The organism is Mucilaginibacter gotjawali, from assembly GCF_002355435.1.
In the GTDB taxonomy this organism is placed as follows: domain Bacteria; phylum Bacteroidota; class Bacteroidia; order Sphingobacteriales; family Sphingobacteriaceae; genus Mucilaginibacter; species Mucilaginibacter gotjawali.
In genome coordinates this window covers 1,740,919-1,753,599 of sequence record NZ_AP017313.1, presented here as the reverse complement: position 1 = coordinate 1,753,599, position 12,681 = coordinate 1,740,919, and the positions used below count along the sequence as shown (strand labels likewise).

16 protein-coding genes, 1 tRNA gene and 1 pseudogene are annotated in these 12,681 nt (G+C 41.5%); 7 read left to right on the top strand and 11 right to left on the bottom strand.

Annotated elements, in window-relative coordinates; all coding sequences use genetic code 11:
- Positions 1 to 14: 14 nt before the first annotated feature.
- Entirely contained in the window at positions 15 to 272 is a 258-nt protein-coding gene (locus MgSA37_RS08150; RefSeq protein ID WP_096351099.1) for a HypC/HybG/HupF family hydrogenase formation chaperone, read from the top strand.
- A 419-nt stretch (positions 273 to 691) separates the two neighbouring features.
- On the opposite strand, the gene MgSA37_RS08145 is transcribed toward MgSA37_RS08150, so the two are convergent.
- The 10 genes and pseudogenes from MgSA37_RS08145 to MgSA37_RS08100 form a co-directional block, all read right to left on the bottom strand.
- Entirely contained in the window at positions 692 to 1,138 is a 447-nt protein-coding gene (locus tag MgSA37_RS08145; protein WP_096351097.1) for a phosphatidylglycerophosphatase A family protein, read from the bottom strand.
- Between the two features lie 21 nt (positions 1,139 to 1,159).
- The gene (locus MgSA37_RS08140) at positions 1,160 to 1,981 is read right to left on the bottom strand and encodes a DUF475 domain-containing protein (protein ID WP_096351095.1); all 822 of its coding nucleotides are present in this window, start codon (positions 1,979 to 1,981) and stop codon (positions 1,160 to 1,162) included.
- 214 nt (positions 1,982 to 2,195) lie between these two features.
- Positions 2,196 to 2,972 carry a hypothetical protein gene (locus MgSA37_RS08135; RefSeq protein ID WP_232010808.1) on the bottom strand — a complete coding sequence of 259 codons (777 nt, stop codon included), beginning with the start codon at positions 2,970 to 2,972 and terminating at the stop codon, positions 2,196 to 2,198.
- Between the two features lie 9 nt (positions 2,973 to 2,981).
- On the bottom strand, positions 2,982 to 4,127 hold the full coding sequence (locus MgSA37_RS08130) for a toxic anion resistance protein (RefSeq protein WP_172885302.1): 1,146 nt from the start codon (positions 4,125 to 4,127) through the stop codon (positions 2,982 to 2,984).
- Positions 4,128 to 4,214: 87 nt separating this feature from the next.
- Positions 4,215 to 4,829, bottom strand: coding sequence for a TerD family protein (locus MgSA37_RS08125; RefSeq protein ID WP_096351094.1), 615 nt, complete (start codon positions 4,827 to 4,829; stop codon positions 4,215 to 4,217).
- 1 nt (position 4,830) lies between these two features.
- Positions 4,831 to 5,384 (bottom strand): annotated as a pseudogene (locus MgSA37_RS08120) (TerD family protein).
- Positions 5,385 to 5,389: 5 nt separating this feature from the next.
- On the bottom strand, positions 5,390 to 6,226 hold the full coding sequence (locus MgSA37_RS08115; RefSeq protein ID WP_096351092.1) for a phosphoribosyltransferase family protein: 837 nt from the start codon (positions 6,224 to 6,226) through the stop codon (positions 5,390 to 5,392).
- The gene (locus tag MgSA37_RS08110) at positions 6,198 to 6,956 is read right to left on the bottom strand and encodes an HAD family hydrolase (protein WP_232010806.1); all 759 of its coding nucleotides are present in this window, start codon (positions 6,954 to 6,956) and stop codon (positions 6,198 to 6,200) included. The genes MgSA37_RS08115 and MgSA37_RS08110 overlap by 29 nt, the downstream gene beginning before the upstream one ends.
- A complete protein-coding gene (locus MgSA37_RS08105) occupies positions 6,928 to 7,593 on the bottom strand; it encodes a TerD family protein (protein ID WP_096351089.1) in 666 nt (221 codons plus the stop codon). The genes MgSA37_RS08110 and MgSA37_RS08105 overlap by 29 nt, the downstream gene beginning before the upstream one ends.
- 12 nt (positions 7,594 to 7,605) lie before the next feature.
- The gene (locus tag MgSA37_RS08100) at positions 7,606 to 8,181 is read right to left on the bottom strand and encodes a TerD family protein (protein WP_096351088.1); all 576 of its coding nucleotides are present in this window, start codon (positions 8,179 to 8,181) and stop codon (positions 7,606 to 7,608) included.
- Positions 8,182 to 8,556: 375 nt separating this feature from the next.
- Between MgSA37_RS08100 and MgSA37_RS08095 the strand changes: the two genes are divergently transcribed.
- The 3 genes from MgSA37_RS08095 (at position 8,557) to MgSA37_RS08085 (ending at position 9,975) form a co-directional block, all read left to right on the top strand.
- Positions 8,557 to 8,778, top strand: coding sequence for a hypothetical protein (locus MgSA37_RS08095; RefSeq protein ID WP_096351086.1), 222 nt, complete (start codon positions 8,557 to 8,559; stop codon positions 8,776 to 8,778).
- Positions 8,779 to 8,843: 65 nt separating this feature from the next.
- Complete coding sequence (locus tag MgSA37_RS28160; protein WP_157750493.1) at positions 8,844 to 9,062, top strand: hypothetical protein; 219 nt, start codon at positions 8,844 to 8,846, stop codon at positions 9,060 to 9,062.
- Between the two features lie 259 nt (positions 9,063 to 9,321).
- Positions 9,322 to 9,975 carry a DUF2461 domain-containing protein gene (locus tag MgSA37_RS08085; RefSeq protein ID WP_096351083.1) on the top strand — a complete coding sequence of 218 codons (654 nt, stop codon included), beginning with the start codon at positions 9,322 to 9,324 and terminating at the stop codon, positions 9,973 to 9,975.
- Between the two features lie 100 nt (positions 9,976 to 10,075).
- Here MgSA37_RS08085 and MgSA37_RS08080 read toward each other — a convergent pair.
- Positions 10,076 to 10,150 (bottom strand) — tRNA-Val (locus MgSA37_RS08080).
- A gap of 312 nt (positions 10,151 to 10,462) precedes the next feature.
- Here MgSA37_RS08080 and MgSA37_RS08075 point away from each other — a divergent pair.
- The 3 genes from MgSA37_RS08075 to MgSA37_RS08065 all read left to right on the top strand — a co-directional run bounded on the left by MgSA37_RS08075 (position 10,463) and on the right by MgSA37_RS08065 (position 12,652).
- Complete coding sequence (locus MgSA37_RS08075) at positions 10,463 to 11,155, top strand: OmpW/AlkL family protein (RefSeq protein WP_096351082.1); 693 nt, start codon at positions 10,463 to 10,465, stop codon at positions 11,153 to 11,155.
- Positions 11,156 to 11,270: 115 nt separating this feature from the next.
- Positions 11,271 to 12,143, top strand: coding sequence for a ThuA domain-containing protein (locus tag MgSA37_RS08070; RefSeq protein WP_096351080.1), 873 nt, complete (start codon positions 11,271 to 11,273; stop codon positions 12,141 to 12,143).
- A 29-nt stretch (positions 12,144 to 12,172) separates the two neighbouring features.
- Positions 12,173 to 12,652, top strand: a complete 480-nt coding sequence (locus tag MgSA37_RS08065; protein ID WP_096351078.1) for a hypothetical protein — start codon at positions 12,173 to 12,175, stop codon at positions 12,650 to 12,652.
- Positions 12,653 to 12,681 lie beyond the last annotated feature (29 nt).

The window sequence follows — 12,681 nt, the reverse complement described above, 5'->3', positions numbered from 1 at the left end:
AAAACAACAACGCTATGTGCCTCGCAATACCCGGTAAAATATTAGAAATAGACGCCACACTGGACGACCTGTTCCGTACCGCCAAAGTATCCTTCGGTGGTATTCACAAAACCATCAACCTGTGCATGGTCCCCGAGGCGCAAGTGGGTGATTATGTGCTGGTACATGTGGGCGTAGCTATCAGCAAAATAAATGAAGACGAGGCGCTTAAAGTGTTCGACTATTTAAAAGCTATGGGTGAAGTGGAAGAGTTGGAGGAGAAAGGTACCTGACCATAACCGGAACAGCTTTTTATTTAATAAATTCCGAAAAATGTCTATTTTTTCACTTCGGCGATGAAGGCAAAATAGCTATCCTTACAAGAGATAATCCCATGTGGCTTAATTAAGACGGATACACTTTTATCCAATCGTTATTTCACTGCACATCCGCAGGGCTCCTTTGCAATAGTTTTGTAGCGTGCGCTACAAATGCTACAAACGCTAAAAAGCGCTAAAAAACTGAATATCAATAATTTAACTGTTGACAAGATTTTGTCAGTGACAAAATTCTGTCAGCAGTTTTGCAGGCATTATGATATGGTATGACCAAATCCCAGGCCGATTTAGTAAACGATATGGGGAGTGATGATCCCCTATTTAAGCATCCCATGGGTACGTGCCTGACGCATCAAAACCCGCATATGAATTGACTAAAGTTTTAGCCATATAAATAGCTGGATCAGGATATTGCCATATACCCCGGCCAAAACATCGTCCAGCATAACACCGGTACCGCCTGGCAAATCCTCCAGCCTGCGGATAAATAAAGGTTTTACAATGTCAAAAAACCGGAATAATATAAACCCGGCCAGCAGGTACCAGTTATTGTGTGGTACAAATAACATGGTTACCAGCATTCCCGATACTTCGTCAATAACTACTTTGGAGCTATCTTTTCCCCAGGAGGGTTCAACCTTATCGCCAAGGTAAATTCCCAGTAAAGTGATTAATATTGTAATCAACAATAATATCCATTCATGCTGACCTGCAGGTGTTGACCATAAAAGCCAGATCAGCCCGCAGGTAACGGCGGCAGCAATAGTGCCGCCACCTTTGATATATCCAATACCAAACCAGCTTGCAATTAGTTTAATCATCTGTCAAATTCTGTTTAAATATTAACTTTTATTCAGCACATCCTCTGCGCGTTCAGCAACTTCGGGTTCTATCGTATGTTTTTTAGGGTAATTGAAAAACAAGGAACTTAAAACCGGCAGGATAAAAATAGCTACTGTAAATACTGATGTAAATATATCGGCGCTTTCGCCGGTCATAAATTTAGAAAAGCCTGATTCGGGGTAAAAATGAGTAAATAAAGACGCAGTAAGCTTAATGCCCAGCAAACCGATAACTATAAAAGCTACGGTCTCCAGGAAAGTGAACTTTTCCATTAATTTTACAAAAGCCTGGGCCACAAACCGCATGGCCAGAATGCCGATAAACACACCAATGTAAATGAGAACAACATGATTGGTGAACGCCACGGCAGCAAAAACGTTATCAATAGAGAAGGCAAGATCCATAATTTCTACTAAAATAACAGTGGCCCACAGCGTGCCGATCAATCCAACAGTTGAGCGGTAAGCCCAATTTTTGTTCTTGTCTACCTCGCTGTCGCCGCCGCCATTTTCAGCTTCACTTAGTTTTCCTCTAAAATAGGTAAAGGCCAGGTAAAGCAGGTAAAGGCCGCCAAGTGGTTTAAGCCACCATATTTTTACCAGCCAGGCCGCTAAAAACAGGCAAATGCCCCGCATTACATATGCCCCGATGATTCCGTATCGTAAGGCTTTGTTGCGCTGGTGTTTAGGCAAGTCGAGTACCATGGTTGCCAAAACCGCTGCATTGTCCACAGAGAGCAGACTCTCTATTAAAATAAGGTTTAAAATGATCAGGATTCCAGCCTTTATATCGGCGCCAAGCACCTCGTGCAGTATATTCATAAGTTAAAAGGAAATTAAAAATGGATTATTTACATCATATCCGTGTTCAGCATACTTTTTAAAATGTTAGCCTGCACGTCTACGTCGCTTATATTTTGTAAAAAGTTAATGTCGTTTAGTTTTTTGTAATTATCAGCTAATAAGTTTTTAATATCAGCCGGGATCGTCGTTTTTATAATGTTGATACTACTGTTTAACTGGTCGTTTTTATCCGTTAATTCCCTGATAAATGTTTCTTTTTTGACAATTCCACAGGCACCCCGCGCTGATCTATTTTTGTAATATCGCAAAACAGGAACAATCCCTTTGCCGGAAAGTAAACGAAGTACCTGTCGGTATCATTCAACCGGTAAACTTCGGCAATCCTATCCCCTGCTTTTAAACCGCAAACAAAGCTGCTTCTGAAATCGTATTTACAAAGCACACCCATTAATTTTCGCTGGATAACCGCGTAGGCATTTTTGTAAACGTCGGCAGGCGTATATTGTTCCAGTTCGGTGATCAGACCGGGCGAAACTTCGGCATAAAAATCAGGTGAGTAACGTTCACTAAAAGCGTTGACATTTTTTGCAAAAGGATATTCAGTAGTATCATCGGACAACACCTGGAATAACTTCCTTAATGAAGTATTTATCTTTAACGCCTGCCTTTGCTGGTCGAGCCGATACTGTTCGAACGTAAGCACAGACTCCCTGATCTTTGCGATTAAATCCTTATTCAACTGGATTTCGTCAAGCAAAATCAGGATACTCTTTTCGTTGTTCTTTTTTATTTTGACCAGTAAATCAATTAACGACTGGCTGTACTGCAAATGAAACAGCTGGAGTTTATTGATGTCCAATTCCGGATTATCCGCAAATAACTGGTGTATCACCTGGCTCCGCAAATAAATCTTGTAGATGATGTCATCCCCGAAAAAAACGGACAGCAACTGCAATTTGCTGATTATCCTGTTCGACTCATTTAGTATCGCTTTGCCGGCATCATCCATTTTTCAAATTTAGCCAACATTCGTCACATTTTTCTTCAGTTCGGTTTCTAAACTTTGTAACTCTGTGTTTAAATTTTTCCGGTTTTGTGCGCCTTCCTCATGGATGCGTTTTACTTCGTTCAGCGTTTCAATCAACGATTGGGTAGTTTTCTTCAGGGTATCAATAGAAACCACTGTTTTTTCATTTTCGCGGGCAACGTCAATGCTGTTTGTTTTAAGCAGTTCGGCGTTCTTTAATAAAATGGTATTGGTGGTATCGGCTATCTTTTTCTGCATTTCAACATTGGCTTTTTGCCTTTGCAGGGCGACAGCGATAGTGAGCTGATTTTTCCAAACCGGAATGGTGGTTGAGATGATAGACTGGGCTTTTTCGGCGATAGAAGTATTATTATTTTGAACTACCCTGATCTGTGCAAGCGATTGCAGCATGATGAAACGCACCACTTTTAAGTCGGCCATGCGTTTATCCAGGCGGTTTACAAAGTCGCGCAGGTCGGCAATTTCGTAATCATTGTAATCTGCCGGGCGCTGGTCCATTTGCGCAAGCTTAACGTTTAGTTCATTAAGTTTAAGCTGGCCCGCTATAATCAGGTCCTCCATTTGCTTAATATATTCCACATTACTGTCAAACATAGTTTGCAGCGAGCTATTATCTTTAATGGAGTTTAAGCGGCCTGCTTTTATTTTATTGGTGATCTTATCGATATTATCAACAACAGTATCATACTTTGCAAAAAGCTTTTTTGCATCGAAGATGAGGTTTTTGACGAAGGGAACATGCAGCAGGAAACTTTTAAACGCGCCCTGGTTCAGCTCATCAACGTCAATATAGTTCAATTCGGTGAGCAGGTCGGTAATTAAACCGCCAACCTCGCCGGAGTTGTAAGTACGTACAGAAACCAGGAATTGGTTACTGTATTTCTCCATCGAACCCTGCACGTCGGCGCCATAATTCAACACGGAGTTCATATCCGAAGGGTTAAGGTCTTTAGCTACTTCAGCATATTTCTTTTCTTCTTCGGGTTTTATCAGTTCAAGGTTAACATTCCCCTCTTTGTCAACTTTCATCGTCGAGGACATTTCTGTTTTAACCGCCGGTATTTCGTTAATCGGGTTAGGGCTTTCGGTTGCGCCTGTGGGTGTTACATCTTCCATATGACAAGTTTTTATGACTTTGTAATAAAATAACGGCTGTGCAAACCCGCCACTTTATTGCTTGATTGTTTTAAAGTTAATAATTTATTATAGATATCTCGCTGTAACTGTTTGAACGGTATTTTGCAAATCTTTGTCGTTCGTTGGCTCGCCTATGGCGTTAAACTTCCATTCGCCGTTACGTTTATAAAACACGCCCATCACCATTGATACGTGCCCAGCAAACCCGGCGCCATGAGCGATATCATATTTGGCAAACACCTCGTTCACCCGGGTGGGCGTTCCCTCGTAAATGCGGATAGATGCAAACGGGATTGCGCCAAAATCCTGTCCCCTGAAACTGTTCAGCATAAAAGCCACATAGGTTGTGCTGGCTGGCAGGGCGGGCAGTTCAAGCGTAATAATTTCGTTATCCAAACCGTCATCGCCATCCATATCGCCGGTTAAATCATCACCGCTGTGCCTTACCGCGCCGTTTTTAGACCTCAGGTTGCCAAAGTAAATTACCTCTTCCAGTTGTTTCTGATCATTATATAAAGCGCAGCTGGCATCAAGGTCAACAGCTTCCTTTATTGTGCCAAAGCCAAACAGGCCCTTTTTAACAATTGCGCCCCAATTTATTCCAACGCAGATGTTTTGCAGTTTGGTGCCATTGCCTTTTTCAAGGTTGATCCGCTGGCCTTTTTCTAAATTGATTGCCATATTAGTTGTATTTTTTTAAATAATCAGCCAGGCCGCCTTTCATGCCGGCGCCAATGGCTTCAAACTTCCACTTATCATCCTTTTTGTAAATCCGGCCGAACTCAATCGCTGTCTCGATAGAAAAATCTTCCTCCAATTCATATTTCAGGATATCGCTATTGGTAGCTGCATCAAAAATCCGGATAAACGAATTGCGAACCTGCCCGAAGTTTTGCCGGCGGTTCTCGGCGTCATGTATGGTTACCACTACGCATATTTCAGTAGTGCGAGGATCAACCTTCGACAGGTCAATCTTAATCTGTTCGTCATCACCGTCACCGTCGCCGGTTAAATTATCGCCTGTATGCTCCACGCTTCCATCTGGCGACACCAGGTTATTGTAAAACACAAAGTGAGCGTCTGTTAATATTTTTTGTTTTCGCCAAGAATAAACACCGAGGCATCCAGGTCGAAAGCCGAACCGGTAGATGACGAGTTGGTATCCCAGCCCAATCCAATGGTAAACTTTGGTGCGTTAATTGCCTCTCTCTGGCCTTTTTGAAGATTAATTGCCATAATAATTATGCTAAAACTTGATGGTTTTTAAATAAGTGGTTTTTTATGTAATTAAGATTTAAGGCATAGCTATCCATGGTGTGATAGCTGTTTCCTAAAGCCATATCGTATAACTCGTTAAGGAACTTTTTGGATTTATTCTGCAAAAATACGCAAAAACTATGGTGCTCATAGTTTAATATAAACTTAACTATACGGGTATTGATACAAAAACTACCACCGTTAATGATACTATCCAGGTCAAAAATCGATTTTACATCATGATAATTGAGGTAATTTTCGATATTGGGATGAATATCCGGATTAGTGAGCTCGGCAAAATACAACATATGGATCTCATTATCCAGGGCATATTCGCTGATCATTTTTGTGATCATTCTTTCATGGCTCCCGGTAATCTTTATATCATCCAAAAAAATCAGCGTTTTCCCTCTTAAAAAGGCAGCATCAATATGGAAGGAATCATTGCCTATCAATTTCATCCTTTGCTCCGCATTCAATTCGCCATAGTCATCCTTATACGTGATCGTGCGGTGTACCTTTGTTTCCTGTACAACCGGTAAACGGTTTTCAGCCAACCAGCGATTCAACCGGTAAACAAAATGGTTTTTCATCGCAAAAGTGGCGGTCGGTATAAACGAATAAGGGCTGGATATAACCACTATTTGTTGTTGGATAACCTGGTTTTCCAAAACTTTCTTAATAAATCCCTCAGCTAAAGCGGTGCCAAATAAGCTGGCCTGCTGCCCATCGCCAAATTTAAACCGGCTATAACCGCCGGCATCAAAGGCAAACCCCGTGCTGGTGCATATTTTATGCAAAGAATAAGTGTTGTGTTGCATCAGGAATTAGTTTTACAAGTGGTATATTATTTGAATTAACCTGGAAGCCTTGAATACCTGCCATTTCGGCGCCCCAAATATCGGCCCTTATATTATCGCCGATATGGACGATTTGATTTGCCGGTATAGATCTGAACGCTGCAACCTGATCAAGTAACAACCGGAAAAACGCTGTGTTGGGTTTTGATAAACCTGCTTCATCCGAATAGAGCTGAAAATCGAAATACGGTTCGATATTTAACGTTTTTAATACTTTTCGAAGCGTTACACCTTTAATAAAGCCGGTATTACTTAATATGTTCGTGGTGCAATCCGGGTTTTCTTTGATATGCGCCAATATTTCGGGCGTATCGGGCGAATAGATCAGGGGCATAAATTCAAACAGCAAGGTTTCCATTTGCAGGTATAAGGCATGGATATCAATGTCATGCAACCCTGCTTTGTTATCATTTAGCTGGCTGATCACCATCAGGTACATTTCTTCGGCATCGATATTTTTGCCGGTAGCTTCATTGATGTTGTTGCACATCAGGTCTACCTGCCTGAAAATAAACTCTACTTCATCAAGCGGTTTGTTTAGGGCATTGTACTGCTGATGAAAAATACGGCAGCGTTGCTTCTTAAACAAAGGGTTTGATTTAATGAGCGTAAGCCACAGATCAAAAGAATAGTGCCGGTATATTTCCATCGCCCGCGTTACCTTACCTGTAATTTTGAAGGATGTCAACAAAGCTATCAGTTGAATGAGGCTCGCCAATAGCTCTGAATTTCCATGAGCCGTCTTTGCGGTAAACTTCTGCAAACGTCATGGAGCAGATACCGTTAAAAGTAGCATCACCTGAAAGGCTGTAACGTGCAATTTCTTTACCGGTGCGGTCAACCGCACGAATAAAGGCATTTTCAACCATGCCAAAATGCTGGTGATTTTTCTTGCCCTGGTAAATAGCCACCACAAAAAGAATACGGTCATACGCCGGGCTAAGGTTATTTAATTTAACGATGATTTGCTCGTCGTCTCCATCGCCGGCGCCTGTGCGGTTGTCGCCGGTTAACCAGATATTGCCGGAGGGATGCTGCATAGAATTAAAGTAAACAACATCGCCCTCAAACATGCTGATATTATGATTCCCTTTTTGTACAGTGCGGCCCATGTTAGCTATTTTACCTTCTGCATTTAGCAGGAATGCAATTGCGTCTAAATCATACTCCTCTTCCTCACCGCTTCCAAATAACTTACCCAGGAACCCGCCGTTTTTTTGCTTAACGTCCCAGCCTAAGCCGATAGTAACAGATGAAAGGTCGAAAGATTCGCCTTTATCATTTTTCCGAAGATCAATAGTTTGACCTTTTACCAGGTTAATTGCCATAATTTAAATGTTTTATTTAATGATCTGACCTTTAAAATATTTTGAAACAAAAAATGCAAGGTCCTCCCGGTAGCCCAGGCCCGATGCTTCAAACTTCCATTGGTTGTCGCGTTTATACAAACGGCCAAACTCTACTGCTGTTTCAATGGAGAAATCCTCGCCAAGTTCATATTTGGCAATCTCCTGCCCTGTCACGTTGTCAACAATTCGAATGTAGGAATCGCGGACCTGGCCATAGTTTTGTTTCCTGGCGACAGCTTCATGTATGGTAACCACAAAAAGTATTTCCACAATGCGTGCGTCAACTTTTGTCAGGTCTACCGAAATAGTTTCATCATCACCGCCATCGCTGTTACCGCCCGTCGGGTCGTCACCCGAATGGTGTAATGCCTTATCAGGCGAATCTGTATTGCCGTAAAAAACGAAATACTCTTCCGCCGGGATCAGCCGGTTCTGATCAATCATAAATGCCGAGGCATCCAGGTCGAAATCATACCCGGTTCCCTCGTGTGGGTTCCAGCCCAAACCAAGGCTTATTTTTGATAAGCCGATATCAATTCTTTGTCCCTTTTGAAGATTTATAGCCATAATTTATTACCGTCTGTGATATTAGAGTTAATTGACTTAGATATATTACAAGATTTATAAAAAATGATAACGTTCGATGGGGCGTAATTTAGTATATATTCCTGTTATAGGCAACCGGGAATTATTTTGTATCCGATAGTAAACATTTAAATATTTGCGGTTGCAAATCGTTTCCGGCAATTAGGTTTTAAGTAATTCCGGTAGTCAAACAAATAATGCTGTTTTACATACCAAATAACAGGATGCCGATAAATGCAAAAAATAAAGGCGAAGGCTAAAGTTAAAGTCTTACAAACCCAACCCGTCCGGGCAGCCATCAGCTTTTACTTTGCAGATGTGGTACCAACCCATTATCTTTAGGCAAACTTATCCAATATGCTCGCCGGTTTTATCGTTTGGCTTTTTTATGTGAGGTTATGCGCCAAACTGGGGGCAAAACGCGTTATAGGGGGTATTAATGGCGCGTTTTATGGCATTTTCTTTTCGTATTTAGGTATATTTTTTATCCTTTCGAGCCGCAAACTGGATAACGAAAGGGCAAATTCGGCCTTGCTGCTGGAATATCAACCGGTTGGCGTGCGGCGCACAGAAGCATGAAACAGGCGCTGCTGTATAGCTTAAAAGTTTGGTTAGCGTTGTTAATTCGTAAACCCAGCGGATAAATGAAAGCATTCAAGGGTATTCCAGATCATCCCTGGGCGCTCACAATTGTTCGTAATACCCGGGCGCAGAACACCTTGTATTGCAGGTTAGCTGCTGCCACATTAAAAGGCGAAAGGCCCGTTATTGCTGCCGAAAGGAAACCTGTTTACCCTGCCGTGCGAATGGTCGCAAAAAGAATGATCCAGATGCGGTTTGTGAATATGAACCTGGTGTGCTGACGTTTCTGATTTGTTAGCAACAGTTTTTTCCGGCTGACTAACAATAGTAGCTTTCTTCTTCATAACAACCTCCCTGATTTTAATTGGTAGTACTAAGTTAATTAGTTTAAAGCAGATTTCAAATAGGCATTCAGCAAAAAAAACGCCTTCACCTGCCATTAAAAATTCGTTTATTTGAGACCCGCAAATCAAAGTACTAAACAAGCAAAAAAAGCATTACCATGGCCGCCGCTATCATCAAAAAGGATTCCCTTGATTTTTGACTGACCTTACAACGAACAATAACCGGGAATGGTTCAACCTGCATAGGGACCGCTACCAGGAGGCCCTGCAAAATATCACAGATTTTGCCGGTGCACTGCTTGCTGAAATGAATAAACATGACAGGATTGAGACGCCATCGGGTAAGAAAAGCTTGTTCAGGATCTATAAAGATGTCCGTTTCGCCAAAGAGAAAACACCCTATAATAACCATTGGAGCGGGAGTTTTAAACGTGCAGGCAGGGCGAGACGAGGCGGCTACTACTTCCGTATTGAGCCGGGCAATTCGGGCCTGGTAGGCGGCTTTTGGGGGCCGGTACCCGATGATATGAAACGTATAAGACAGGACATCGACGGCAACTACACGGCCTGGAGAGATTTGCTCGGCGAGCAAACATTAGTACAAACCTTTGGCAAACTCTATGGCCAGCAATTGGGCACGGTGCCGCGGGGTTACGAAAAAGACCACCCGGCCATCGACCTGCTGCGTTATAAGCAATATATGCTTAAACATGAGTTCAGTGATGAAGAAGTATTAAGTCCCGGTTTTGTATTTGTAGCGGACGAGGCATTTAAAAAGATGCGCCCTTTCCTGGATTTCATGAGCGAAATACTTACAACGGACGCAAATGGATTATCCCTGCTTGATTGAAATTTGCCCGCATTTGCTAACAATTTGCACGCACTTTGAAAGGACAGGAATTTAGGGGCAACAAAAAACCCCTTAGATTACTCTAAGAGGCTTTATTTTGTGGGAGTTACTGGGTTCGAACCAGTGACCCTCTGCTTGTAAGGCAGATGCTCTGAACCAGCTGAGCTAAACTCCCTTCGTTTTGGGATTGCAAATATAGAAAGTTAGACTTATCCGTCAAAAATTAATTTACATTTTTTTAATACTAATCGCCAGTCATTGCCAAATCAACTATTAATCAGCGCATTAATTTTCATCTGAACGTTGAAGAACAGATAATTTATGCATTTATGAAAAGCATCCCTGTGTAGTATTATATGACAAAAAAGGAGAAATTTAAGGAAGAAATTCCATTTTTCAAATGATAACCATCAAATCCTAACCTGCTTTTCATCATTTGGCCTCTGCTTTACGCAAATAGCTTTGCATCATAATTTAAAAAAACATTATGAAAAAGATTTTACTCACTACACTTACTTTGTTGTCGTTTACATCATTAACTTGCCTTGCTCAACAAAAAGGCGAATGGGATATCCGCTTACGCGGCATTGATGTCGTACCTCAGGAAAGCGCTACCATTGGTGTAATTGGCGGTAACGTAAGTATTGATCATGCGATAGTCCCCGAACTGGACTTTACCTATTTCTTTGTTAATAATTGGTCAGCCGAACTGATCCTGGGGACTACCAGGCACACTGTAACCACTGTCGGATCAAACCTTACCGCTATCGGCGGCAGTTCTTCCGCTAATGTCAATCTGGGCAAAGTTTCGTTGTTGCCGCCAACTTTAACACTGCAATACCATATACCAACAGGGTCAGGTTTTAAACCCTATATTGGCTTGGGCGTTAATTACACCATTTTTTACAATGTGGATAATGGCCCTGTAGTTAGCGGCGTGAGTTACCAAAATCATTTTGGCTTTGCTACACAAATCGGTTCAGATTTTGACCTGAGCAAAAAAGTGTTTTTTAATATCGACGTTAAAAAAATATGGTTATCGTCTAACGTTGTTGTAAACGCCTCCAATTTAACGCCAGCATCATCACCGCAATTGTCGCCGGTATTAGCGACGATTCCTGCTGCTGTAAAAATCAATCCATGGGTATTGGGAGTAGGCTTTGGCTACCGCTTTAAATAATTGCTTATTCCAATTCAACAAAAAAAGCTGTTCCAGGACTGGAACAGCTTTTTTTGTTGAATATTATGGCCATTTAATTACTTTTACTTTATACATTTTTAAACCCTAAGGTATTATGTCGTCACCCTTCGCGCTAAAAATAAAAATCATAGTACTATCTGTTGTTTACCTGCTTTGGCCGTGGTTTTCTACTGCGAATGCCCAAAACGACAAAACAAAATTCAAAGTAATTGCCTTTTATACGGCAAAGGATGATAAGGCTCATATCAGTTTTGTGCATGAGGCTAATTCCTGGTTTCCCCTGATGGCCGCTAAATACCATTTTCAATATGACTCCACCAAAAACTGGGAGGATATGAACCCTGAGTTTTTGTCGCATTACCAGGTAGTTGTTTTTTTGGATACCCGGCCCGACAAACCGGCACAGCGGGAGGCTTTTCAAAAATATATGGAAAATGGCGGCGGCTGGATGGGTTTTCATTTTTCGGCATTCGCCCTTACGCCATCGGATTTTAACCAGGACTGGAATTGGTACCACGAAACTTTTTTAGGATCGGGGCAATATGTGAGCAATATCTGGAGGCCCTCAGCTGCGATCCTGGATGTGGACAGGAACTTCCCGGCAACCAAACACATGCCAAATACCTTTAAAACTTCGCCGAACGAATGGTACCGCTGGGAACATGATCTGCGTAAAAACCCCGACATTCAGATCCTGTGTTCCATTGATTCTGCCAGCTTTCCCCTCGGTACAGGGCCTAAGCTAAATGAAATATGGCACAGCGGCTATTACCCCGTAGTTTGGACCAACAAAAAATACAAAATGATTTACTTTAACATGGGCCATAACGATATGGACTACGAACACAAGTACGACAATACCGACAAAACTTTATCCCACACCTTCAGCAGCCATATGGAGGAAAAGTTGGTGATTGACGCGTTGTTGTGGTTAGGCAGCGGTAAGAAATATTCAATCGACAAATAATTATCAAATCAACTCCTAAAAACAATTCAATGCTGTCGTTTAAAAAATATGTCCTTTCAGGTATCCCTATCGCCCTTTTTCCTTTTTTTGTAAAAGGTCAAAAAATAGCAAGTGACAAAATTTATTGGTTGGCTTTAGATAAATATACGTTAGCACTTGGCTCGGGTAGCCATCCGAATATAGGTGTTGAGAAAGTAATCTATTTACAAAAATCTGATTATGTTGACAGTATCCCACCTTTGATCAACGGCTACGGTATTGTTTTAATTAGCAACAAAAATCAAAAAACATTATATAAACAACATAACAGAAAGCTTATTCATACAATAATGTCTCCAGTTGCCGTTCAAGACAGCATGCTATATATTACAATTACGCCGTATTTAGGGCGATTAAAAGGCAATCGACATTATTTCCTCAGCGTTTCTGAGGGGACAACAGTCTACTTTAAATTTGATTCAGACAAAAAACAATTTGTGCCGGATAAAATTAAAAACTGGGGAATTTGATATTCCTTTGGATCGCTAACTTATTCAAC

Bases quoted from the DNA above. Each gene is read 5' to 3' on its own strand.
- MgSA37_RS08150 (WP_096351099.1), top strand. From the start codon at position 15: ATGTGCCTCGCAATACCCGGTAAAATATTAGAAATAGACGCCACACTG.
- MgSA37_RS08145 (WP_096351097.1), bottom strand. From the start codon at position 1,138: ATGATTAAACTAATTGCAAGCTGGTTTGGTATTGGATATATCAAAGGT.
- MgSA37_RS08140 (WP_096351095.1), bottom strand. From the start codon at position 1,981: ATGAATATACTGCACGAGGTGCTTGGCGCCGATATAAAGGCTGGAATC.
- MgSA37_RS08135 (WP_232010808.1), bottom strand. From the start codon at position 2,972: ATGGATGATGCCGGCAAAGCGATACTAAATGAGTCGAACAGGATAATC.
- MgSA37_RS08130 (WP_172885302.1), bottom strand. From the start codon at position 4,127: ATGGAAGATGTAACACCCACAGGCGCAACCGAAAGCCCTAACCCGATT.
- MgSA37_RS08125 (WP_096351094.1), bottom strand. From the start codon at position 4,829: ATGGCAATCAATTTAGAAAAAGGCCAGCGGATCAACCTTGAAAAAGGC.
- MgSA37_RS08115 (WP_096351092.1), bottom strand. From the start codon at position 6,226: ATGCAACACAACACTTATTCTTTGCATAAAATATGCACCAGCACGGGG.
- MgSA37_RS08105 (WP_096351089.1), bottom strand. From the start codon at position 7,593: ATGGCAATTAACCTGGTAAAAGGTCAAACTATTGATCTTCGGAAAAAT.
- MgSA37_RS08100 (WP_096351088.1), bottom strand. From the start codon at position 8,181: ATGGCTATAAATCTTCAAAAGGGACAAAGAATTGATATCGGCTTATCA.
- MgSA37_RS08095 (WP_096351086.1), top strand. From the start codon at position 8,557: ATGCTCGCCGGTTTTATCGTTTGGCTTTTTTATGTGAGGTTATGCGCC.
- MgSA37_RS28160 (WP_157750493.1), top strand. From the start codon at position 8,844: ATGAAAGCATTCAAGGGTATTCCAGATCATCCCTGGGCGCTCACAATT.
- MgSA37_RS08075 (WP_096351082.1), top strand. From the start codon at position 10,463: ATGAAAAAGATTTTACTCACTACACTTACTTTGTTGTCGTTTACATCA.
- MgSA37_RS08070 (WP_096351080.1), top strand. From the start codon at position 11,271: ATGTCGTCACCCTTCGCGCTAAAAATAAAAATCATAGTACTATCTGTT.
- MgSA37_RS08065 (WP_096351078.1), top strand. From the start codon at position 12,173: ATGCTGTCGTTTAAAAAATATGTCCTTTCAGGTATCCCTATCGCCCTT.